The organism is Streptomyces sp. NPDC107471 (assembly GCF_055582845.1).
The window spans coordinates 315,344-337,604 of record NZ_JBVJPC010000004.1; the positions used below are offsets into that span (position 1 = coordinate 315,344).

Here is a 22,261-nt window from a genome sequence, read left to right on the forward strand (position 1 = left end):
CGGCGGACAGGCGCTGGCCGGGACGTGCCCGATGCCGCTGCAGAACCCCTGGTCCGGCGCTTGCAGGCGAACTGCAGAGCATTTGCAGAGCACCGCGCGACGCTCTTCCCGTGACAGACATCATCACGCTCGCGGACCCCAGGGTCGCCGCGGTGGCGCACGACGAGTGCGGGGAACCCCTGGTCGACCTGCGGGAGGAGGGGCAGTTGCTCCTCGATCCCCGGCAGGCCGACGAGGAGGGGAGCTACGCCCATCTGCGGGCCGGCGCGCTGGAGCGGCTCGTGCGGGCGCAGCGGCTGCTGCCCGCGGGGATCCGGTTGCTGGTGGTGGAGGGGTACCGGCCGCCCGACCTGCAGCGCCGGTACTTCGAGCAGTACGCGGCGACCATGCGGCAGGCCCACCCGGACGCGGCTCCCGAGCGGATCCGGGAGCTGGCGAGCGCGTACATCTCGCCGCCGGAGGTCGCCCCGCACGTCAGCGGCGGCGCGGTCGACCTGACCCTGTGCGACCGCGCGGGCCGGGAACTGCCGCTCGGCACCGAGGTCAACGCCACCCCGGAGGAGAGCGCGGGCGCCTGCCGCACCGACGCGCCCGGCATCGGCCCCGAGGCACGCGAGTACCGGGCCCTGCTGGGCCGGGTGCTCACCGCCACCGGGTTCGTCAACTACCCGACCGAGTGGTGGCACTGGTCGTACGGAGACCGGTACTGGGCGCTGCTGCGCCGCGTGCCGGTGGCCCGCTACGGCCCCGCGGAGCCGCCCCGCCGCCCGGCCTGACCACCGGAGCGGGACGGCGCACGACCGCCGCGAGGGAACACGCAAGGACCACCACGGGGGATCCCCACGAGGGACCACCGCGGGGGAACACCGCAAGGGGGAAAGAGATGCACCACAGCAACGCCACCTGTCCGCCGCCTCCGCGTGAGGCCGACAACCGGATGAGCCCGGGGGACTTCGACGCGTCCTTCACGGCCGACATGCCACGCCTGCGAAGACGGCTGCTGGCCCTGACGGGCAATCCGCACGACGCCGACGACCTGCTCCAGGAGACCTATCTGCGGCTCTCCCGGCGCGCCCGCTCCCAGAGCCTGACCCGGCAGCAGCACCCGTACGCCTACACCTGCGCCGTCGCCCTCAACCTGCTGCGCGACTCCTGGCAGCACCCCTCCCGCCGCGAGCGCACCACGGACGAGCTGCCGGAGGCCGGCTGGGACGGCGGACTCGGCTCCTACGAGGCCTCCGCCACGGCGCTCGCGCTGCTCGGCATGCTCTCCGAGAAGGAGGCCGCCGCGGTGATCCTCGTGGACCTGGAGGGACTCACCCACGACACGGCCGGGGAGCGCCTCGGCGCCCATCGCGGCACGGTCCAGCGCAACCGTCTGCGCGGCCTCGCCAAGATGCGTGCCGCCCTCCACAACTAGCCCGGGTGGCACACCCCCACGGGGGTGGGGTGTGCCATCCGCGTCTCCCGCCGGCGTCACCGGCCTCCCGCTGACGTCACCTCGACGAAGGAAGAGTCCCTTGCAGACCATCAGCACGCGCCGCCGGACCAGCGGCGCGATCCTGGGCGCCTCCGCCCTGGCGCTCACCGCGTTCTTCTCCGCCCCGGCCCACGCCGCCCAGAACGCCCAGGACGCCACCTGCGGTGTCCTCGCGCCCGGCGCCTCGGCCACCGCGCAGGCCGCCGTCGACGCGGCCTGTTCGCAGATCGGCGTCTGGTATAGCTGGGGCGGCGGCCACGCGGCCACCCCGGGCGCCAGCTACGGCTTCTACGACGGCTCCGACCCGGACAGCCTGCACGACGGCGAGCGCAAGGGCTTCGACTGCTCGGGCCTGATGCGGTACGCCTACTACCGCGCGACCGGCAAGGACCTGCTCAACGGCACCGCCGACGACCAGTACCACACCTCGCAGGCCTCGGCCCGGTTCTCCGCCGGGCAGGGCACCGCCCCACTGCTGCCGGGCGACCTGATGTTCTGGGGCAGCGGCCACATCCACCACGTCGCCATGTACCTGGGCGGCGGACAGATGGTCGAGGCGTACGAGTCGGGCACCCACATCCGGGTCACCTCCGTGCGCACCGGCGGCGACTACGCGGGCGCCGTCCGGATCAACGGCTCCGGCACCCCGATCCCGCCGCCCGCCAACGGCGGCACGGTCTTCGAGACCTGGGGCACCGGCGTGCGCACGCACCGGTCGCCGAGCACGGGCTCCGACGTCGTCGACACCTTCCCCGGCCCGACGCAGGTGTCCGTCCAGTGCCAGCAGCACGCGGAGACGGTGACCGCCGAGGGCTACACCAACGACGCCTGGTCCAAGCTCGCCGACGGCTCCTGGGTGACCAACATCTACATCAAGGGCCCGGCCTGGCTGCCCGGCATCCCGGACTGCGGCGGCAGCAGCACCCCGCCGCCGTCCGGCGGCAGCAAGGCGTTCCAGACCTGGGGCACCGGGGTGCGCACCCACAGCGAGCCCAACGTCAACGCCGGCGTGGTCGACTACTTCGCCCAGCCCACCACCGTCAACGTGGTCTGCCAGAAGCACGCCCAGGAGGTGACGGCCGAGGGCTACACCAACGACGCCTGGTCCAAGCTGACCGACGGCTCGTGGATGACCAACATCTACATCAAGGGCCCGGCTTGGCTGGACGGCGTGGCCACCTGCTGATCCCGCCCCCCACCTGTCCGGGCCGGCCGCGCACGGCCGGCCCGGACGGGGGTCTCACCACCCCGTGAGCAACAGGTGGTTGAGCAGCAGCGCCAGCACGGCCTGACCGGCGAGCCAGCCCCGCGCCCCCGTCAGGAAGGCGCACGCGGGCAGCAGCCACGCGGCGAACGGCAGCCAGATCCGCTCGGTCTCCGCCTTGCTCATCCCCGACAGATCGGCGACGAGCAGCGCGAGGAGAGCGGCGAGCACCAGCAGGCAGAGCCGCAGGTCGCCGCGGTCCGACCACCGGCTCCAGGGGCGCGGGGCCCGGCGCGACCGGCCCCCGCCGTGCCGCAGCCGGACGACGGCCCGTCGCACCCCCGCCACCGTCGCCGGCCCCACGATCAGCACCGTGCACGCGAGGTTCGCCCACACCCAGTAGCCGTACGGCCGCACCCCGCCCGCGCCCTGGTAGTACCGCGTCACCAGCAGCCGGTACCCCTCCCACCACGCGAACCCGGACACGGTGAACAGCACCGGCACGACCACGAAACCGGCCAGGGCGAACAGCACGGGCCGCCGGGAGGAGCCCAGCAGCAGCACCGCACCCGCGACGACGGCCATGAGCGTCAGGCCGTACGACAGATAGACGGTCAGCCCGAACAGCAGCCCCGAGCAGAGGCCGTACAGCACCGGCCGGAACCCCCGCACCGCGAGCGCGAGCAGGGCCACCGCCCAGGCCGCCACCGCCGCGAAGTACCCGTCGGCCGATGTGCCCACCCAGACCGCGGCCGGGGCCAGGACCAGGAAGGGCGCGGCGCGGCGGGCGAGCGACTCGTCGGCGAGGGTCCGTACGGTGACCAGGACCGCGACCGCCGCCGTGGTGCCGACGGTGATGCACCAGGTCCCCGCCCAGCCCCCACCGCCGAGCCCGACCCGGTCGAGCAGGACGAAGGTGAGGGTGGCGCCCGGCGGATGCCCGGCGACATGGGCGCCCCAGTTGTCCGGCGCGTCGATCAGGATGTGCCGGGTGAAGTCCCGCAGGGCCGCCGGGATGTCGTGGAAGCTGCCGACGGCCCGGAGGTACTCGTTCCTGGTGGTGAGCTGCTCGGCGACACCCCGGTGCCAGCCGTCCACGAGGGCCAGGGACCACGTCCAGGCCAGGCCCGTGCCCCAGGCGGCGAGCAGCAGCGGGCGCCAGCGCAGCCGGGCGGCGAGCGAGGGGCCGTAGACCACCACGGCGGCCGCGACGACCAGCGCGGCCGGCGTGCCGGGTCCGACGTGCGGGTCCCAACTCGCCAGCAGGGGCGGCCAGTCGACGCGGAGCGAGCCGTCCCGGTGCTGGATCGACCGGCCGACCAGGACGGCGGTCAGCACGAGGAGCGCGGCGCACACGGCCGCGTACAGGTCACGAAGGAGGTCCCGGTTCACGCGGACGACGCTAGGCCGCGCACCCGCCCCCGGACGGCTGACATGCGACGACGTCAGACTTTCGTCATGGTTCGCGGACCCGCTCGCGGGGTGCCGCGGACCTACCGTCGGGGCATGGCTCGGTCTCCCTCCTCCCCCTCCTTCTGGCGCAGCCCGCTGCGCGGCCCCCGGCTCACCTCGGTCCTCGGGGTCGTGCTCCTCGGCGGCATCACGCTGCTGTTCGTGACGGGGCTGCTGTCGTACGCCGCCTACAACCCGGACCTGTCGCCGGTGAACGACAAGACCCCGGACAAGGGCATCCTCGGCTTCTACCTCTTCTCCTGGCCCACCGACCCGCACTGGCTGTACCGGCTGACCCAGGGTGTCCACGTCACCCTCGGCGTCACCCTGATCCCCGTGCTGCTGGCCAAGCTGTGGTCGGTGGTGCCGAAGCTGTTCACGCTGCCGCCCGCGCGCTCGCTCGCCCACGCCCTGGAGCGGGTCTCGCTGCTGCTGCTCGTCGGAGGCGCCCTGTTCGAGTTCGTGACCGGGGTGCTCAACGTCCAGCTCGACTACGTCTTCCCGGGCTCCTTCTACCCGCTGCACTTCTACGGCGCGTGGGTGTTCTTCACCGCGTTCGTCGCCCATGCCGTGCTGAAGATGCCGCTCGCGCTCCGCAATCTCCGCCGACTTCGCGAAGTCCCGGCGGAGACTGGCGAGTTGGTGTCACCGGACCCCGCCGAGCCGACCGTGTCGCGGCGCGGGGCGCTCTGGTTCGTCGGGGGCGGCTCGCTGCTGCTGTTCCTCACCACGGCCGGGCGCAGCTTCGACGGCGTCCTGCGCCGGACCGCCCTTCTCGCCCCGCACGGCGGCGGCGAGCCGACCTCGGGGCCCGCCGGCTTCCAGATCAACAAGACCGCCGCCTACGCCGGGATCGACCCGGCGGAGACGGGCGCGGAGGCCTGGCGGCTGGTCGTCACCGGCCGCGACGGCCGCACGGTCCGCCTCAGCCGTGCCGAGCTCCTCCAACTGCCCCTGCACAGCTCGGCGTTGCCCATCGCCTGCGTGGAGGGCTGGTCGACCTCCGACCAGTGGTGGCGCGGAGTGCGGCTGCGGGACCTCGCGGCGCTCGTCGGGTACGAGGACGACCCGCCGGACGTCTTCGTGGAGTCGCTGCAACGGCACGGGGCCTTCCGCCGGGCCGCCCTGCGCGCCAACCAGGTCGCCGACCCGCGGTCCCTGCTCGCCCTGTCCGTCAACGGCGAGGACCTGACACCCGACCACGGCCACCCGGCCCGGATCATCGTGCCCGCGGCGCCCGGTGTGCTCAACACCAAGTGGGTGGCGCGGCTGACCTTCGGAGACCTGTGATGCGGATCCCTCTCGGCAGCCCCCTCCAACTCCTCCTGCTCGTCTGCTCGTTCGCCCTCGCGGGATACGCGGGGGTACTGCTGCTGGCGGGGGACTGGTTCGGGATCGCGCTGTGGTTCGTCGGGGCGGCCGTCCTGCACGACCTGGTGCTGCTGCCGCTGTACGCGGCGGCGGACCGGGCGCTGGTGCGGACGGCGGGGCGGCACACGCTGTACGTCCGGGTCCCCGCCGCCTTCTCCCTGCTGCTCCTGCTCGTGTGGTTCCCGCTGATCAGCGGGCAGGTCGCGGACCGCTACGCGTCCGCGACCGGACTGTCCCCGGACGGCTTCCTGGCCCGCTGGCTGCTGGTGACGGCCGTGCTCTTCGGCGGTTCCGCGGTGGTGTTCGTCGTACGGCGGCGCAGGGCGACGAAGGAGCGGCCGCCGGCCGTCCACTGATCCACCGGCGCCCACCTGCTGCGGTCCGCGTGCCGCAGCAGGGCGGGGGTGCCGAGCCGGGCCCACGGGAACGGGCTGCCGGCCGCGCCGCGGGCGTCGGTGACATGGACCTGGACCCGCTCGTCGAGGTCCGGGTCGCTGACCGTCTCCGCCACCAACAGACCGCCAGGTCGCACGAGTTGGGCCGTCCGGTCGAGCAGGGCCCGCGGGTCGCCGCCGATGCCGACGTTGCCGTCGATCAGCAGCGCGGTGCCCCAATGGCCCTCACCGGGCAGCGGCTCGAAGACCGACCGCCGCAGCGCCTGGCCGCCGAGCGCGACGGTCCGCGCGACCGCCGCCTCGCTCACGTCGATGCCGAGCACCCGTCGGCCGCGGGCCCCGAGCGCGGCGACGAGCCGCCCCGGACCGCAGCCGACGTCCAGCACCGCGCCCTCGCAGCGCCGCAGCACCTCCAGGTCGGCGGCGTCCGCGGCGGCACACCAGCGCTCCAGCTCCAGCGGGAGCAGCCATCCGTCGGATCGCCGCAGGAACAGGGGCCCCCGCCCGGTCCTCAGAGCCCGCGCATAAGGGTCGACGGACCAGGTGCTGTCCACCGCACCCGCGAGCACCGACCGGCCACCGGAGGCCACGCCGGACCCGGCCTCTCGGAGGCCCAGACCACCGTCCCACTGCCGTCCGACCCCGTCGGCGCGGGTGCGCGGGGTGCCGGGGTCGCGGCCGAGCGCAGAACCGCCCGCCTCGGCCTCTGTCGCCGTGGCGTTGCCCGGTTGGTGCTCGGGTCCGTCCGTTTCGGCCTCGGTCGCCGTTTCGGCGTGCGGTCGTGGGAGCGCCTCGGTCGTTGCGGGGCGGGTTGCGATGCCCAGCCGTGGCCCCCTCACCGCGACGCCTTCGCGAGCCGGGCCAGTTCCGCCGCGAACCGCCCGTGCGGGGCGGCCTGTGCGACGAGTTCCGCGTCGGACGCCGTGTCCACGTCCCGCAGCGGCGGCAGCTCGCCGACCCGCAGTCCGGCCAGGCGGGCGCGCTGGGCCGCTCCGGTGCCGGAGGTCGACATCGGGACCCCGCGCAGCCGGGACGGGTCCGGCTCCGCCAGGCCCAGCGCCCAGAAGCCGCCGTCCTCGGCGGGCCCGAAGTACGCCTCGCAGTCGGCGAAGTCCACCGAGAGCAGCTCCGGAGTCACCTGGGGCGTGTCCATGCCGATGAGCAGGGCCGGCCCGTCGCAGCCGGCGAAGGCCGCGGCCAGCCGTTCGTCGAGGCCGCCCGAGCACTGCCGTACGACCTCGAAGCCCGGCGGCAGCCAGGGGCCCGGGGAGCCCTCCAGGACCAGGACCCGGCGCCGGGCCGGGGTGCGGGCCACCACGTCGAGGGTGTCGGCGAGGGACGCCTCGGCCAGCGCGGCCGCCTCCACGGGCGTGAACGGCGGGGTCAGCCGGGTCTTCACCCGTCCCGGCCGGGGCTCCTTGGCGATGACGAGGAGAGTGGTCACGCGTGCCCCCCCTGCTCGGACTCGGAGAGGACCCGGCTCATGTCCCGCACCGCCTGCCAGGTCCCCCGCCAGGTGCCTGTCACCTTCGAGGCGCCGGTGCGCGGGTGGTACGGCACGTCGTGCTCGGCGATCCGCCAGCCCGCGTCGGCCGCCCGCACCACCATCTGGAGGGGGTAGCCGCTGCGCCGGTCGGTGAGGCCGAGGGCGAGCAGCGGCTCGCGCCGGGCGGCCCGCAATGGCCCCAGGTCGTGCAGCCGCAGACCGGTGCGGCGGCGCAGCAGCCGGGCGAGCGCGAGGTTGCCCACCCGGGCGTGCGCCGGCCAGGCGCCGCGGGCCTGCGGGCGGCGCCGGCCGAGCACGAGGTCCGCCTCGCCGGCCAGCACCTCGGCCACGAACGGCACCAGGTCCGTGGGGTCCAGCGAGGCGTCGCAGTCGCAGAAGCACACGATGTCGGCGGTGGCCGCGGTCAGCCCCGCATGGCAGGCGGCGCCGAATCCGCGCCGCTCCTCGCGGACGACGGTCGCGCCGAGAGCGCGGGCGATGCCGGCCGAGCCGTCCGAGGAGCCGTTGTCCACGACGAGCGCGCGCCAGCCGCTCGGGATGCGTTCCAGCACCCACGGCAGGGCCCCGGCCTCGTCCAGGCAGGGCAGCACGACGTCAACGGACGCCGCCGGTTCGTTCACTGAAGGGGTCGTCACGGCTTTCACCCTACGAACGCAGAACGGGCAAACCGGACTCCGGCTCCTTACGAAACAAGGACGTCGGCGGCCGCCCGCGGCACAATCGCGTGCGCGCGGTGCGAGGCTGGCGGCATGGAGCAGCAGCAGTACGCACAGACCCGGCCCCGGGTCCTCGTCGTCGACGACGACCCCACCGTCGCCGAGGTGGTCTCCGGCTACCTGGACCGGGCCGGATACCTCGTGGACCGGGCGGCCGACGGCCCCGACGCCCTCGCCCGCGCCGCCGAGCACCGCCCGGACCTCGTGGTCCTCGACCTGATGCTGCCCGGAATGGACGGTCTGGAGGTGTGCCGCCGGATGCGGGGGCGCGGGCCCGTCCCCGTCATCATGCTCACCGCCCGCGGCGACGAGGACGACCGCATCCTGGGCCTGGAGGTCGGCGCCGACGACTACGTCACCAAGCCCTTCAGCCCCCGCGAGCTGGTCCTGCGCGTCGAGTCCGTGCTGCGCCGCTCCCGGCCCGCCCAGCAGACCGGCCGGCTGGCCGGCGCCGGTCTCGCGCTGGACCCGGCGGCCCGCCGCGCCCTCAAGGACGGCACCGAACTCGCCCTCACCATCCGGGAGTTCGACCTCCTCGCGTTCTTCCTGCGGCACCCCGGCCGGGTCTTCAGCCGCGAGGACCTGATGCGCGAGGTGTGGGGCTGGGACTTCGGCGACCTGTCCACCGTCACCGTCCATGTGCGCCGGCTCCGCGGCAAGGTCGAGGACGACCCCGCGAGGCCCCGTCTGATCCAGACCGTGTGGGGCGTCGGCTACCGCTTCGACGGCTCCCCGAAGTCCGACGGCTCCCCGAAGGAGGCGTGACCCGTGCGTGACACCCTCCTCATCGCCCTCTACGCCGCCCTCGGCGCCGTCGCCGCCGGACTCCTCGGCGCCTGGGTGCTGCTGCTGGTCCGCCGCCGCTCCCTCTCCCTGCACCTGACCGTGGTCGCCGCCGTCGGCGTCACCGCGATGCTGGCCGGCACCCTCGCGGTCGCCCAGGCCATGTTCCTGTCCGGGCACGACCTGCGGGTCGTCACGACCGTCGTCCTGATGGCCGCCGTGGTCTCGCTGGCCACCGCCCTGCTGCTGGGCCGCTGGGTCGCCGGCCGCAGCCGGGCCCTCGCGCTCGCCGCCCGCTCCTTCGGCGACGGCGGCGACTTCACCTCGCCAGGCGGCCCCACCACCGCCGAACTCGACGCTCTGAGCCGGGAGTTGGAGGCCACCAGTGCCAGGCTCGCCGAGTCCCGGGAGCGCGAGCGCGCCCTGGAGTCCTCCCGGCGCGAACTCGTCGCCTGGATCTCCCACGACCTGCGCACCCCGCTCGCAGGACTGCGCGCGATGTCCGAGGCCTTGGAGGACGGCGTCGCCGCCGACCCGGCCCGCTATCTGCGGCAGATCCGCACCGAGGTCGAACGCCTCAACGACATGGTCGGCGACCTCTTCGAACTGTCCCGCATCCACGCCGGGGCGCTGGCGCTCAGTCCGAGCCGGATCTCCCTGTACGACCTCGTCTCGGACGCCCTCGCGGGCGCCGACCCGCTGGCCCGCGAGCACGGGGTGCGGCTGGTCGGCGACCGGGTGGCGGCCGTGCCGGTCGAGGTGGACGGCAAGGAGATGAGCCGTGTCCTCGGCAACCTCCTCGTCAACGCCATCCGCCGCACCCCCGCCGACGGCACGGTCGCGGTGGCAGCCGAGCATCGCGCCGAGGGGGTCGTCCTGTCCGTCACGGACGGCTGCGGCGGCATCCCGGAGGAGGACCTGCCCCGCGTCTTCGACACCGGCTGGCGCGGCACCCACGCCCGAACGCCCCCTGCCGGGGCGGGACTCGGCCTCGCGATCGTCCGGGGCATCGTGGAGGCCCACGCGGGCCGGGCCAGCGTGCGCAACGTGCCGGGCGGCTGCCGCTTCGAGGTGGTGCTGCCCTCGGCGGCCTCCTGACGGAGCCGCCACCGCCGCCCGAGAAAAAACCACTGCCCGAGAAAAAACCGCCGCCCGAGAAAAAACCGCCGCCCGAGAAAAAGGTGGTGCCGCCCGCGGCCGCTTTCCTTCACGGGCGACACCACCGGTCCACCGCGGGCTACGCGCCCCGCATCCCGGCGCCCGCGAACTCCCGCATCCCCCCGGCGAACCCGACCTCCGCCTTCCACCCGAGCTCGGCCCGCAGCCGCGCCGAGTCCGCCGTGATGTGCCGTACGTCCCCGAGGCGGTACTCCCCGGTGACCACGGGCTCCGGGCCGCCGTACGCCTCGGCCAGCGCGCGGGCCATCTCGCCCACCGTGCGCGGCTCGCCGCTCCCGGTGTTGTACGACGTGAGCGCGCCGTCCGCCGAACCGGCCTCCAGGGCCGCCACGTTGGCCGCGGCCACGTCCCGCACATGGACGAAGTCCCGGCGCTGACCGCCGTCCTCGAAGACGCGCGGAGCCTCACCGCGCGCGAGTGCCGAGCGGAAGAAGGAGGCGACCCCGGCGTACGGGGTGTCGCGGGGCATGCCCGGCCCGTACACGTTGTGGTAGCGCAGGGCGACCGCCGAACCGCCCGTGGCCCGCGCCCAGGACGCGGCCAGGTGTTCCTGGGCGAGCTTGGTCGTCGCGTACACGTTCCTGGGGTCGACCGGGGCGTCCTCGCCGACCAGCCCGGGGGAGAGATCGGCGCCGCACCGCGGGCAGAGCGGCTCGAAGCGCCCCGCGTCCAGGTCGGCCACGGCCCGCGGGCCCGGCCGTACGGTCCCGTGCCGGGGGCAGGAGTAGCGGCCCTCGCCGTACACGACCATCGACCCGGCCAGCACCAGCCGCCGTACCCCGAGCTCGCCCATCGCGGCGAGCAGGACCGCCGTGCCGAAGTCGTTGTGCGAGACGTACCGCGGGGCGTCGGCGAAGTCCACGCCGAGGCCCACCACGGCAGCCTGGTGGCACACCGCGTCCACGCCGGTCAGGGCGCGGCGGACGGCGTCGGCGTCCCGCACGTCGGACGCCGGGTCGGTACGGAGGTCGTACAGGAGGGGCTCGTGGCCGTGTGCCACGAGCGCGTCGACGATCTGGGACCCGATGAAACCGGCACCGCCGGTGACCAGTACGCGCATGCCCTCACGCTAGGGGCGCGACCGGCCCGGACGGCCGGACCGCGCCCGCACGTCACGGCTTCGTAAGACTCAGCGGCAACGACACCGTGAACACCGTCGAGCCCGGCTCGGCCGCCAGCTCGATCGTGCCGCCGTGCGCCCCGACCAGGGAACTGGCCACCGCGAGGCCCAGTCCGCTGCCGCCCCGGTCCCGGCTGCGGGCCTTGTCGACGCGGTAGAAGCGGTCGAAGACCCGCTCCCGGTCGGCGGCCGGGATGCCGGGGCCCGCGTCCGCGATCCGCACCTGGGCGTGCCCGTCCCGCACCCGCACCCCGACCGACACCTCGGTGCCCGCCGGGGTGTGCACGGCCGCGTTGGTGAGGAGGTTGTCGAGGACCTGGCGCACGCGCTGCGGGTCGAGGCGCAGGTGCAGTGCCCGCGGGCCCTGCTCGACGGTCAGCGGATGGTCCGGGTGGCTCGCGCGGAACGCGTCGGCCGCGTGCTCCACCAGCTCCACCAGGTCCACCTCGACCGGCCGGAGCGGGGTCTCCACCTCGGCCGCGTCCAGCCGGGCGAGCAGCAGCAGGTCGTCCAGCAGGAAACCCATCCGGGCGGCCTCGGCCCGCAGCCGGGCCAGGTGCCTGTCGCGCTCCTCGGGGGCGTTGGCGGCGGCGTACTGGAACAGGTCCGCGTAGCCGCGTACGGACATCAGGGGCGTGCGCAGCTCGTGCGAGGCGTCGGCGACGAACCGGCGCAGCCGCTGCTCGGCCTCCGTGCGGACCGCGAGCGAGTCGTCGATGTGCTCCAGCATGGTGTTGAACGCCGTCCTCAGCTCCTCGACCTCCGGGCCGCCGCCCCGCTTGTCGGCCCGCAACGGCAGCCGGGCTTCCGTCTCGGTGAAGTCGTGCAGGGCGATGCCGTGCGCGGTCGACGCCATGTCGCTCAGCGGCTGCAGACCGCGCCGCAGCAGCGTGCGGCCGACCGCCACAAGTGCCAGCAGCGCCAGCCCGAACGCGATCACCTGGACGGTGATCAGCCGCCGTACCGTGTCGTCGATGTCGGCCATCGGCGCGGCGCTGACCAGGACCACCCCCGGCTCCACCTCGCAGGCGCGCAGCCGGTAGTCGCCGACGCCCGCGATGTGCTCGGTGCGCAGCAGCTCGGTGTGCGTGACGGTCTGCGCCCCGGCCAGCGCGGTGAAGTCGTCGACGTCCTTCGGCAGGTCGCCGGAGTCCTCGGGCGTGCGGAGCGCGGGGGCGCCGTCCGTCACGTCGTACACGGCGTAGAACCAGTCGTAGTACTTCTTGCCCGACAGGGTGCCGTAGTCCGCGATGCTCTTGGACTGGGCGATCTGCGCCTGTGCCAACTGGGTGTCGAGCTGGGCCGACAGATAGTCCCGCATGTACGTCGTCAGCGCGGTGCCCACGACCGCGAACACCACCAGGGCCAGCGCCCCGAGCCCCAGCGCCAGCCGGGTGCCGAGCCGCATCCTCCGGTACGCCGACCGCAGCCGCCGGATCACTCGGCCGCCTGCCGGATGACGTACCCGAAGCCCCGCACGGTCTGGATCAGCGGCTCGCCCGTGTCGTCCAGCTTGCGGCGCAGCCGGCTGACGACCAGCTCGACGACGTTGGAGCGGCCCCCGAAGCCGTACTCCCACACGTGGTCGAGGATCTGCGCCTTGGTCAGCACGGTCGGCGACTTGCGCATCAGGTACCTGAGGACCTCGTACTCGGTCGGGGTGAGCGTGAGCAGCCTGTCGCCGCGCCGCACCTCACGGGTGTCCTCGTCCATCGTGAGGTCGGCGACCCGGAGCACCGAGCGCTGGAAGCCGGGGCCCGCGCTGCGCCGCAGCACGGTCCGCAGCCGGGCCATCAGCTCCTCCACCGCGAACGGCTTGACCAGGTAGTCGTCCCCGCCCCTGGTCAGCCCGGCCACCCGGTCGGCGACCGCGTCCCGCGCGGTGAGGAACACCACCGGCACCATCGTGCCCGAGCGCCGCAGCCGGTCCAGGACGCCGAAGCCGTCGAGGTCGGGCAGCATCAGGTCGAGCACCACGATGTCCGGACGGAACTCCGCGGCCCGGCTCAGCGCCTCCTCGCCGGAGTTCGCGGTGACCGCCTCCCAGCCCTCGTAGCGGGCGACCGTCGCCACGAGATCGGCGATCGGCGGGTCGTCGTCCACGACGAGGAGTCGTACTTTTTCCACCCGCTCATAGTGCTTCACAGCGGCCGGAAAGCCAGCGCGGGGTGGGGCCCGCACCCAGATCGATAACCTCTTGAAAGTTGTACGACAGCTAATCGACAGCTCCCGCCGGAGAAGCTCGATAGTCCCAGGCCCCGATCAAGGAGCTACGACCCGTGACGACCGTCCAATCGCCCCCTGCGCCCCCCACGGCGATCAAACGCCCCAGGGTGGTGGCCCGCACCGGGCTCGGTGCCGTGCTGGCCGCCAACGCGGCCGTCGTCGCCTGGTTCTTCGCCCAGGCCGGCTTCGCCTCCAACGCGCTCATCGTGCTCGGCCGCCTCACCGGCCTGTACGCCGCGCTCGTCATGGCGTTCCAGCTCGTCCTGGTGGCCCGGCTGCCCTGGCTCGACCGCCGCATCGGCATGGACCGGCTGACCTCCTGGCACCGCTGGACCGGCTTCGCCCTCCTGTGGACGCTCCTCGCGCACGTCGTCCTCATCAGCTTCGGCTACGCCGAGGGCACCGGCACGGGCCCGATCGGCGAGATCGTCGACCTCGCCGAGACCACCGAGGGCGTGCTCCGCGCGGTCGTCGCGTTCTTCCTGATCCTGGCGGTCGGCGCGGTCTCCGCCCGCTACGCCAGGCGCCGTCTCGCCTACGAGACCTGGCACTTCATCCACCTGTACACGTACGTCGCCGTGGTCCTCGCCTTCACCCACCAGGTCGCCGTCGGCACCACCTTCACCTCCTCGTCCGTCGCCACCACCTACTGGTACGGGCTCTGGGGCGTCGCGCTCGGCTCGGTCGTCCTCGGCCGGGCGGTGCTCCCGCTGTGGCGCAACTGGCGCCACCAGTTCCGGGTCACCGCCGTCGTGCCCGAGAGCGACAACGTCGTCTCCGTGTACATCAGCGGCAAGGACCTCGACCGGCTTCCCGCCCGCGCGGGCCAGTTCTTCCTGTGGCGCTTCCTGACCGCGGACCGCTGGTGGCAGGCCAACCCCTTCTCGCTGTCCGCCGCGCCCGACGGCAAGACGCTGCGCCTGACCGCCAAGGCGGCCGGCGAGGGCAGCGCCGCCCTCCGGCACGTCAGGGTCGGCACCCGCGTCTTCGCCGAGGGCCCCTACGGCGCCTTCACCGCCCTGCACCGCACCCGCCCCGAGTCCGTCCTCATCGCGGGCGGCGTCGGCGTCACCCCCATCCGGGCCCTCCTGGAGGAGGTGCAGGGCCACGCCGTCGTCATCTACCGGGTCGGCTCCGACCGGGACGCCGTCCTCTACGACGAACTGCGCGACCTCGCGCTCGCCAAGGGCGCCGAACTGCACCTGGTCACCGGCCCGCCGGTGCCCGACCGGCTGGCGGCGGGCGAGCTGGCGCGGCTCGTGCCCGACATCGCCGACCGGGACGTCTTCCTGTGCGGACCGCCCCCGATGATGAACGCGGTCCTGGGCAGCCTGCGCGAGCTGGACGTGCCCAAGCCGCAGATCCACTTCGAGCGCTTCAGCCTGGCGGGATGAGGAACAGACCGTGAAACGAGCCATACCTGTCGTCGTCCTGAGCATCGCGGGCCTGGTCCCCGTGTGGCTGTACCAGCCCTCGTCCGGCACCTCCACCGTCCAGGCCACCGTGCCCGCGCCCTCGTCGTCCTCGGCCGGGTCGTCCGGCACGAACGTGGTCACGACCACCACGGTCGAGACGGAGAAGGGGCCCCTCCAGCTCCAGGTGACCTTCGCCGGTACGAAGATCACCGCTGTCAGAACGCTCCAGCAGCCCGACCACCCGCAGACCGAGGCCGCCGTCCCGAAGCTGGTCGCGGAGACGCTCCAGGCGCAGAGCGCGGACATCGACACCGTCTCCGGCGCCACGATCACCAGCGAGGCCTACAAGGACTCCCTCCAGGCCGCGATCGACGACAACGCGAAGACGGCGGCGGCCGCGCCCTCGGCGGCCGCGTCCGAGGCGTCCTCCCGGACCGTCGACGGTTCGGCCCTCAGCACGGAGAAGGGCCCCGTACAGGTCCAGGTGACCTTCTCCGGCACGAAGATCACCGCGGTGAGGATGCTCCAGCAGCCGGACCACCCGCAGACGAGGGCCGCCGTGCCGGTGCTGGTGGCGGAGACGCTCCAGGCGCAGAGCGCGGACATCGACACGGTGTCCGGCGCGACCATCACCAGCGAGGCCTACAGGACGTCCCTCCAGGCCGCGATCGACGCGAGGGGCTGAGGTAGCGACCATGCTGCACCGCGTCGAACACGTCATGGGCTTCCCGGTCTCGCTCCGGGTCGACGACGAGCACGTCCCCGACTCCGCCGCGGACGAGGTCTTCGCGTGGCTGCGCGAGGCCGACGCCCGCTTCAGCCCGTTCAAGGAGGACAGCGAGGTCTCGCGGTACGACCGCGGCGAGCTGTCCGCCGCCGGCCTGAGCGCGGACCTGAGCGAGATCCTCGCCCTGTGCGAGCACTACCGGATCGCCACCGGCGGCGCCTTCGACGTACGGCCGCCCGGTCGCCGTCTCGACCCCTGCGCGGTGGTCAAGGGCTGGTCGGTGCAGCGGGCGGCGGAACTGCTCGGGAAGGCGGGCGCGACCCGGTTCGTGCTCAACGCCGGGGGTGACGTGGTCACCGCGGGCGGCCCCTGGCGGGTGGGCGTACGGCACCCCGAGCACGCCGACAAGCTGTGCACGGTGCTGTCGCTCACCGACGGCGCGGTGGCCACCTCCGCCCGCTACGAGCGCGGCGACCACATCCTCGACGCCCGCACCGGCCGCCCGGCGACGGGTCTGCTCAGCCTGACGGTCGTGGCGGCGACGCTCACGGAGGCCGACTCGGTGGCCACGGCGGCCTTCGCCCTGGGCCCCGAGGGCGTCGACTGGGCGGCCGCCCTCGACGGCTGCGAGGTCTTCGTGGTGGACACGGACCGCCGGGTGCTGCGGACACCGGGCTTCCCAACGGTCCGGGACGGTTCCGCCGCCGCGTGACGGACGCACGGGGGCGGGCCGCCGGTGTCTTCACCGGCGGCCCGCCCTTCGTCCGTACCGTGCGGGTCGGCCCGCGTCAGCCCACGTCGGAGGCGTTCAGGCGGTACAGGCCGCTGTAGGTGCTCACCGCTGTGCCGTGGTTCTTGACCCAGGCGGAGATCGCGGAGTTCGAGGAGCCCTGGCCGCTGTCGCCGACGACGACGTAGTGCAGCTTGCCGGACTTCACGAGGCTCTTGAGCTTGGCGAGGGTCATCGCGTTGTCGGAGCCTGACCAGCCGCCCATGGAGATCACCGGCTCACCGGACTCCAGGATGATCGAGGAGGCGGTCTGGTCGGTGGCCACCGCGACCAGCCAGGTGGCCCCGTCCTGGTGCTTCTTCAGGTACGAGATCATCGCGGAGGAGACCTGGCCTGCGCCCGTGCCTCCGGCGCCGGGGGCGGACTGCGCCGCGCCGGTGTCCTTGCTCCCGGTGCTTCCCGTCGCGGACGGGGGCTGCCCCATGGACCGGCTGCTGGAGCCGTTCGTGCCGCTCCCCGGGGCGCCGTCGCCGCTCGGACGCCCGCCCATGCCGCCGGTGCTCGGACCGGCCGTCGGGTTGGTGCCGTTGGTGCTGGAGCCGGCCGCCGACACCGAGTACGCGCCGGGACCGGCGAGCAGGGCGACGACCGCCGCGAGGGCCGCGATGCCGGTCAGCCGCTGCCGCCCGGTGAACCGGCCGAGCAGCAGCCCGGTCACCGCGACCGCGCCCGCGACCCCGGCCACGACCTCGGCGACCGTGTACAGCGTCCCCGCGCCGGAGACCCGCTGGAGCAGGACCACCGCCCACACCGTGCTGCCCGCGACCGCCGCCGGCAGCACCCAGCCCCACCTGGGCGCCGAACGCTCCCGGAAGGCCTGGTGGAGCAGCACCGCGCCGATACCGGCCAGAGCCGCGACGCCCGGCGCCATGGCGGTGACGTAGTACGGGTGGAAGGTGCCCTCGGCGAGCGCGAAGGTCAGGTAGTGCAGGACGAACCAGCCGCCCCACAGCAGCAGCGCCGCCCGCCTGGCGTCCGTGCGGGGCGCCCGGCCGCGCAGCACCAGACCGCCGATCAGCGCGACGAGGGCGAAGGGGATCAGCCAGGAGATCTGGCCGCCCATGATGCTGTTGAACAGCCGGTACAGCCCCGCCTCGCCGCCGAAACCGGCGCCGTTGCCCTGCGAGCCCACCGACGAACCCGCCCCGAAGATCCGCCCGAAGCCGTTGTAGCCGATGACCAGGTCCCACACGGTGTTGTCGGTGGAGCCGCCGATGTACGGCCGGGAGGAGGCGGGGACGAGGTCGACGACCACCATCCACCAGGCGCTGGAGACCACCAGCGCGACGGTGCCGACGGCGAGGTTGCGGACGCGCCTGCCGAGGCCGGTGCGCGCCGCCCACAGGTAGACCAGGAAGAAGGCCGGCAGGACGACGTACGCCTGCATCATCTTCGTGTTGAACGCGAAGCCGATCGCGACCCCGGACCACACCAGCGGCATGAGCCGTCCGGTGCGCACGGCCTTCATCAGGGCGGCCGCGCCGAGCAGCATCAGGAAGACCAGGACCGGGTCGGGGTTGGTGTCCCGGTTGATGGCGACGGTGATGGGCGTGAGGGTGAGCGCGAGCGCCGCGATCGTGGCCGCCACGGCGCCGAAGTCCCGCTTGACCATGCGGTGGAGCAGGGCCACCGAGCCGGTGCCGACCGCGACCATCGGCAGGGTCAACTGCCAGGTGCCGTACCCGAGGAGGCGGGCGGAGAGCCCCATCACCCACAGGGCGAACGGCGGTTTGTCGACCGTGATGAAGCTGCCCGAGTCCAGGGCGCCGAAGAAGAACGCCTTCCAGCTCCTGGTGCCGGAGTAGACGGCCGCGTCGTAGAAGGTGTTGCCGGTGACGGACGTCAGGTTCCAGGCGTAGAGCGCCGTGGCGAGGACCAGGATCGCCCAGAGGGCGGGGCGGGCCCAGCGCGGGTCCTCATGGGCGCCGGTGAACAGTCTGCGCAGCCGGCTGCCCGCGGCGGGTGCCGCGGCCCGGTGCCTGCCCTCCTGGACGGACGGCGGGGGCGGCGGGGCGAGTGTCGTCATGGCACGTACTCCAGGTCTCCGGGCGGTGTTGTCATGACCATCGAGCCCGCTGCTGGGCGATCCCTGTGCCTTCGCTGAACGAAGAATGAGAATCAGGGAACCCACAGGCCGCCCACAGCCGTGGCGATCGACCTCGCGCTCGGCCTCGCCCGCCTGGAGGAGCCACGGGCCCGCTCGGGCCTGGATCCGGCACGACGGTCCGGACCACGTTCGAATGTCTGCAACACAAGCGGTCTAGACTCTGCCGGACGGCCTGCTGGACCGGCCTAATGCGGACAACTTCAGCCAGACCCGAAGGGTATTCGGCGCTTTGATACGGATAGATTCAGTCACCAAGCGGTACCCGGACGGCACGGTGGCGGTCGACCGGCTCTCGTTGGAGATTCCCGACCGCTCGATCACGGTCCTCGTGGGTCCCTCGGGCTGCGGCAAGACGACGACCCTGCGCATGATCAACCGGATGGTCGAGCCCAGTGAGGGCACCATCTCGATCGACGGCAAGGACAGCCGGCAGCAGCCGGTCAACACGCTCCGCCGCGGCATGGGGTACGTCATCCAGAACGCCGGGCTCTTCCAGCACCGCACGATCGTCGACAACATCGCCACCGTGCCCCGGATGCTGGGCTGGGGCAAGGAGAAGTCGCGGGCCCGGGCCCGGGAGCTGATGGAGCGGGTCGGGCTCGACGGCTCGCTCGCCAAGCGGTACCCGTACCAGTTGTCCGGCGGACAGCAGCAGCGCGTCGGTGTGGCGCGGGCCCTCGCCGCCGATCCGCCGGTGCTGCTGATGGACGAGCCGTTCTCGGCCGTCGACCCCATCGTCCGCAAGGGACTCCAGGACGAACTCCTGCGCATCCAGGACGAGTTGGGCAAGACGATCGTCTTCGTCACCCATGACATCGACGAGGCCGTCAAGATCGGCACGATGGTCGCGGTGATGCGCACCGGCGGCAAGCTCGCCCAGTACGCACCCCCCTCCGAGCTGCTGTCCCACCCCGCCGACGCGTTCGTCGAGGACTTCCTCGGCGCCGACCGGGGCATCCGGCGGCTCTCCTTCTTCCCCTCCGCAGGACTGCGGCTGCTGACCGCACCGGTCGTCGCGGTCGACGCCACCGCCGAGCAGATCGCCGCCCGCGGACCGGCCGAGGCCCCGTACTTCCTGGTCACGGACGTGGACGGCAAGCCGCTCGGCTGGAGCGAGCCGCAGGACCTGACGGCGGGGAGCGTCGACGTCGGGCGCCTGCTGCCGTACGGGCGGCCGTTCGTCGCCGGCACCGACTCGCTGCGGGCCGCGCTGGACTGTGCCGTGCTCTCGCCCACCGGGTGGGCGGTCGGGGTCGACGCCGAGGGGCGGGTGGCCGGGGTGGTCTCCCAGCAGGCCATCGGCGAGGCGATCCGCGGGGCGCACGCGGAAGGCCGTACGGACGCGAAGGCCGCCCGGTGAACGGCTTCTTCGACATCCCCAGCGACCTCCAGCACAGTTGGATCGGACTGGTCGGGCTGCACCTCAGGGAGGCCCTGCTGCCGGTCCTCGCCGGGCTGGTGATCGCCCTGCCGCTGTCCCAGCTCTGTGTGCGCTTCCGGTGGCTGTACCCGCCCGTGCTGTGGGTGACGACCGTGCTGTACGCGATCCCGTCGCTGGCCTTCTTCGTGGTCCTCATCGACTACACCGGCCAGACCGAACTCACGGTGATGATCCCGCTCACCGTGTACACGCTCGTCATCCTGGTCCCGGCGTTCGTCGACGGCGTCCGCTCGGTGCCGCAGGAGACCCTCGCGGCGGCGACGGCGATGGGCTTCGGGCCCGTACGCCGTTACGTCCAGGTCCAGTTGCCGATCGCCGTGCCCGCCATCATCGCGGGACTGCGGGTGGCGACCGTGTCGAGCATCTCCCTCGTCAGCGTCGGCGCGCTCATCGGCAACCAGGGGGCGCTCGGCAACCTCATCAACGACGCCAACATCTACAACCGGCCCGAACTCGCCGTGAACGCCGTGCTGACCATGGCGGTCCTCGCGATCCTCGCCGACGGGCTGCTGGTCGCCGTACGACTGCTCCTGACGCCGTGGATGCCGAGCGGCGCGCGTGCGCGGCGCGCGCAGCGGCCCGAACCGGAGGTCGCCGCCCGGTGAACGTCCTCAACTTCATCAACGCCTTCTTCAGCGACAGCGCGCACTGGCAGGGCTACGACGGCATCCCCACGAGGCTCTGGGAGCACGTCCAGTACACCCTGGAGGCCCTCGCCATCGCCGCGGCGATCGGACTGCCGGTGGGGCTCGTCACCGGGCACTTCGGGCGGGGCGGCAACGCGCTGGCCTTCATCGCCGTCGCCGGACGGGCCCTGCCCACCTTCGGTCTGCTGGTGCTGATGACCCTGTCGCTCGGCTTCGGGCTGATCAACGTGATGACCCCGCTGGTCGTGCTGGCCGTGCCGCCGATCCTCGTCACCACCTACGAGGCGATGCGGTCGGTGGACCCCGCCCCGGTGGACGCGGCCCGGGGGATGGGCATGCACGAGGTGGAGGTCCTCTTCCGGGTCGAGCTCCCGGTCGCCCTTCCGCTGATCCTCGGCGGGATGCGGTCGGCGGCCATCCAGATCGTGTCGACGGCCACCATCGCCGCGTATGTCTCGCTGGGCGGGCTCGGGCGGTACATCGTGGACGGGCTCTACCAGCGCAACTACGAGAAGGTGGTCGGTGGGGCGACGCTCGTCGCCGGGCTGGCGCTGGTCACGCTGGCGGTGTTCTGGTGGATCACCAGGCTGACCGTGTCGCGCGGGGTGCGCAGGAGCGCCTGACGGGGTGCCGCGGTCCGTCGCCCCGCGGCCGCGGCACCGCTGTGGCCGGTCGCGCGGTTCCGCGCGCCCCTCAGCCCTCCGTACGTGCCAAGGCCTGTTCCAGAACCACGAGCAAGGCGTCCCTGACCGAACCCCGCTCCCTCGCGTCGAAGACGAGGACCGGGACACGGTCGTTGACGTCGAGGGCCCAGCGGACCTCGTCCAGGGTGTGCTCGACCCTGCCGTCGAAGGCGTTGACGGCGACGGCGAACGGGATCTGCCTGTGCTCGAAGTAGTCGACCGCGGCATAGCAGTCGTCGAGGCGGCGGGTGTCGACGATGACCAGACCGCCGACCGCGCCCTCGACGATGTCGTCCCACATGAAGCCGAAGCGCTCCTGGCCCGGGGTGCCGAACAGGTACAGCTTCAGGGTCGGGTCGACGGTGATGCAGCCGAAGTCCATCGCGACCGTCGTCGTGGTCTTGCGCGGGGTGTGGCTGAGGTCGTCCACGCCGGCGGCGACCTCGGTGATGGCCGCCTCGGTGGTCAGCGGCTCGATCTCGGAGATCGAGCCGACCGCGGTGGTCTTGCCCACCCCGAAGCCGCCCGCGATCACCATTTTGACCGGCAGCGGCGGTCGTACGGCGGCGGAGGGCGCGGCCGAGGGCCGGGTGGCCGGTTCAGTCGGTGTCACGGAGTACCCCTCGGGAGTCGGGGATGGCACGCAGGCCGTCGATGAGCCTGCGCAGGACGGAGGCGTCGTGCGTGACGCCGGAGTCGGGCACGTGCACCGTCAACTGCCCCGCCGTGCGCAGGTCCTCGGCGAGGATCCGCACCACGTTCAGGTGTAGTCGCAGCCGGGCCGCGATCTCCGCGATGGACTGCGGGATGCGGCACGCGGCGACGATGTCGTGCTGTTCGAAGGCGAGCCGGTCGAGCCCGGCGAGCCCCTCGGCGGTGGCCACCACCTGGGTCTCGACGGGCATCGTCCGGCCGGCCGGATCGGGTGCCACCCGTCCGGCGGTGACGAGGAACGGCCGTACGGCGGGTACGGGACCGCCCGGCTCCGGGTCCGGAGGCGTGCTGCCGTCCGCCATGA

General features: G+C 73.3%; 22 protein-coding genes and 1 pseudogene. 13 read left to right on the plus strand and 10 right to left on the minus strand.

Annotated elements, in window-relative coordinates:
• Positions 1-110 precede the first annotated feature (110 nt).
• The 3 genes from ACZ66S_RS15245 to ACZ66S_RS15255 all read left to right on the plus strand — a co-directional run bounded on the left by ACZ66S_RS15245 (position 111) and on the right by ACZ66S_RS15255 (position 2,666).
• On the plus strand, positions 111-776 hold the full coding sequence (locus ACZ66S_RS15245; protein WP_469901985.1) for a M15 family metallopeptidase: 666 nt from the start codon (positions 111-113) through the stop codon (positions 774-776).
• A 107-nt stretch (positions 777-883) separates the two neighbouring features.
• Positions 884-1,420 carry an RNA polymerase sigma factor gene (locus tag ACZ66S_RS15250; protein WP_469901986.1) on the plus strand — a complete coding sequence of 179 codons (537 nt, stop codon included), beginning with the start codon at positions 884-886 and terminating at the stop codon, positions 1,418-1,420.
• Positions 1,421-1,520: 100 nt separating this feature from the next.
• On the plus strand, positions 1,521-2,666 hold the full coding sequence (locus ACZ66S_RS15255) for a C40 family peptidase (protein WP_469901987.1): 1,146 nt from the start codon (positions 1,521-1,523) through the stop codon (positions 2,664-2,666).
• Positions 2,667-2,720: 54 nt separating this feature from the next.
• Here the strand turns inward: ACZ66S_RS15255 and ACZ66S_RS15260 are convergent, their stop codons facing one another.
• Positions 2,721-4,076, minus strand: a complete 1,356-nt coding sequence (locus tag ACZ66S_RS15260) for a hypothetical protein (RefSeq protein ID WP_469901988.1) — start codon at positions 4,074-4,076, stop codon at positions 2,721-2,723.
• A gap of 114 nt (positions 4,077-4,190) precedes the next feature.
• On the opposite strand from ACZ66S_RS15260, the gene ACZ66S_RS15265 reads away from it, so the two are divergent.
• Positions 4,191-5,426 carry a molybdopterin-dependent oxidoreductase gene (locus ACZ66S_RS15265; protein WP_469901989.1) on the plus strand — a complete coding sequence of 412 codons (1,236 nt, stop codon included), beginning with the start codon at positions 4,191-4,193 and terminating at the stop codon, positions 5,424-5,426.
• Positions 5,426-5,863: a hypothetical protein gene (locus tag ACZ66S_RS15270; RefSeq protein WP_469901990.1), complete on the plus strand. Its 438-nt coding sequence runs from the start codon at positions 5,426-5,428 to the stop codon at positions 5,861-5,863. Before ACZ66S_RS15265 ends, ACZ66S_RS15270 begins: the two co-directional genes overlap by 1 nt.
• Before the next feature lie 176 nt (positions 5,864-6,039).
• Here the strand turns inward: ACZ66S_RS15270 and ACZ66S_RS15275 are convergent.
• From ACZ66S_RS15275 to ACZ66S_RS15285, 3 genes and pseudogenes are all read right to left on the minus strand, one after another.
• Positions 6,040-6,741 (minus strand): annotated as a pseudogene (locus tag ACZ66S_RS15275) (class I SAM-dependent methyltransferase); the annotation flags it as partial.
• Complete coding sequence (locus tag ACZ66S_RS15280) at positions 6,738-7,346, minus strand: TIGR04282 family arsenosugar biosynthesis glycosyltransferase (protein ID WP_469901991.1); 609 nt, start codon at positions 7,344-7,346, stop codon at positions 6,738-6,740. The pseudogene ACZ66S_RS15275 and the gene ACZ66S_RS15280, both read right to left, overlap by 4 nt.
• Positions 7,343-8,053 (minus strand): glycosyltransferase family 2 protein, encoded by a 711-nt coding sequence (locus ACZ66S_RS15285; protein ID WP_469901992.1) that lies wholly within the window; start codon positions 8,051-8,053, stop codon positions 7,343-7,345. Before ACZ66S_RS15285 ends, ACZ66S_RS15280 begins: the two co-directional genes overlap by 4 nt.
• 105 nt (positions 8,054-8,158) lie before the next feature.
• Between ACZ66S_RS15285 and ACZ66S_RS15290 the strand changes: the two genes are divergently transcribed.
• Positions 8,159-8,890, plus strand: coding sequence for a response regulator transcription factor (locus ACZ66S_RS15290; RefSeq protein ID WP_469901993.1), 732 nt, complete (start codon positions 8,159-8,161; stop codon positions 8,888-8,890).
• 3 nt (positions 8,891-8,893) lie between these two features.
• A complete protein-coding gene (locus tag ACZ66S_RS15295) occupies positions 8,894-10,006 on the plus strand; it encodes a sensor histidine kinase (protein WP_469901994.1) in 1,113 nt (370 codons plus the stop codon).
• 139 nt (positions 10,007-10,145) lie between these two features.
• On the opposite strand, the gene ACZ66S_RS15300 is transcribed toward ACZ66S_RS15295, so the two are convergent.
• From ACZ66S_RS15300 to ACZ66S_RS15310, 3 genes are read right to left on the minus strand one after another with little or no spacing between them, the layout of a single operon-like run.
• Entirely contained in the window at positions 10,146-11,147 is a 1,002-nt protein-coding gene (locus tag ACZ66S_RS15300; RefSeq protein WP_469901995.1) for an NAD-dependent epimerase/dehydratase family protein, read from the minus strand.
• Positions 11,148-11,199: 52 nt separating this feature from the next.
• On the minus strand, positions 11,200-12,648 hold the full coding sequence (locus ACZ66S_RS15305) for a sensor histidine kinase (protein WP_469901996.1): 1,449 nt from the start codon (positions 12,646-12,648) through the stop codon (positions 11,200-11,202).
• Positions 12,645-13,334, minus strand: a complete 690-nt coding sequence (locus tag ACZ66S_RS15310; RefSeq protein ID WP_469901997.1) for a response regulator transcription factor — start codon at positions 13,332-13,334, stop codon at positions 12,645-12,647. The genes ACZ66S_RS15305 and ACZ66S_RS15310 overlap by 4 nt, the downstream gene beginning before the upstream one ends.
• A gap of 152 nt (positions 13,335-13,486) precedes the next feature.
• Between ACZ66S_RS15310 and ACZ66S_RS15315 the strand changes: the two genes are divergently transcribed.
• Genes ACZ66S_RS15315 through ACZ66S_RS15325 form a run of 3 tightly spaced genes read left to right on the plus strand, consistent with a single transcriptional unit; the run spans position 13,487 to position 16,287 of the window.
• Positions 13,487-14,827 carry a ferredoxin reductase family protein gene (locus ACZ66S_RS15315; protein WP_469901998.1) on the plus strand — a complete coding sequence of 447 codons (1,341 nt, stop codon included), beginning with the start codon at positions 13,487-13,489 and terminating at the stop codon, positions 14,825-14,827.
• Between the two features lie 10 nt (positions 14,828-14,837).
• Positions 14,838-15,533, plus strand: a complete 696-nt coding sequence (locus ACZ66S_RS15320; protein WP_469901999.1) for an FMN-binding protein — start codon at positions 14,838-14,840, stop codon at positions 15,531-15,533.
• A gap of 10 nt (positions 15,534-15,543) precedes the next feature.
• Positions 15,544-16,287, plus strand: coding sequence for an FAD:protein FMN transferase (locus ACZ66S_RS15325; protein ID WP_469902000.1), 744 nt, complete (start codon positions 15,544-15,546; stop codon positions 16,285-16,287).
• 76 nt (positions 16,288-16,363) lie between these two features.
• Here the strand turns inward: ACZ66S_RS15325 and ACZ66S_RS15330 are convergent, their stop codons facing one another.
• Positions 16,364-18,391, minus strand: coding sequence for an ArnT family glycosyltransferase (locus ACZ66S_RS15330; RefSeq protein ID WP_469902001.1), 2,028 nt, complete (start codon positions 18,389-18,391; stop codon positions 16,364-16,366).
• A 310-nt stretch (positions 18,392-18,701) separates the two neighbouring features.
• On the opposite strand from ACZ66S_RS15330, the gene ACZ66S_RS15335 reads away from it, so the two are divergent.
• The 3 genes from ACZ66S_RS15335 to ACZ66S_RS15345 are packed head-to-tail and all read left to right on the plus strand — an operon-like array spanning position 18,702 to position 21,183.
• Positions 18,702-19,832, plus strand: a complete 1,131-nt coding sequence (locus tag ACZ66S_RS15335; protein ID WP_469902002.1) for an ABC transporter ATP-binding protein — start codon at positions 18,702-18,704, stop codon at positions 19,830-19,832.
• Complete coding sequence (locus ACZ66S_RS15340) at positions 19,829-20,518, plus strand: ABC transporter permease (protein WP_469902003.1); 690 nt, start codon at positions 19,829-19,831, stop codon at positions 20,516-20,518. The genes ACZ66S_RS15335 and ACZ66S_RS15340 overlap by 4 nt, the downstream gene beginning before the upstream one ends.
• Positions 20,515-21,183 (plus strand): ABC transporter permease, encoded by a 669-nt coding sequence (locus ACZ66S_RS15345; RefSeq protein WP_469902004.1) that lies wholly within the window; start codon positions 20,515-20,517, stop codon positions 21,181-21,183. The genes ACZ66S_RS15340 and ACZ66S_RS15345 overlap by 4 nt, the downstream gene beginning before the upstream one ends.
• Before the next feature lie 70 nt (positions 21,184-21,253).
• On the opposite strand, the gene ACZ66S_RS15350 is transcribed toward ACZ66S_RS15345, so the two are convergent.
• The gene (locus ACZ66S_RS15350) at positions 21,254-21,856 is read right to left on the minus strand and encodes a GTP-binding protein (RefSeq protein WP_469902005.1); all 603 of its coding nucleotides are present in this window, start codon (positions 21,854-21,856) and stop codon (positions 21,254-21,256) included.
• A complete protein-coding gene (locus tag ACZ66S_RS15355) occupies positions 21,843-22,259 on the minus strand; it encodes a DUF742 domain-containing protein (protein WP_469902006.1) in 417 nt (138 codons plus the stop codon). Before ACZ66S_RS15355 ends, ACZ66S_RS15350 begins: the two co-directional genes overlap by 14 nt.
• Positions 22,260-22,261 lie beyond the last annotated feature (2 nt).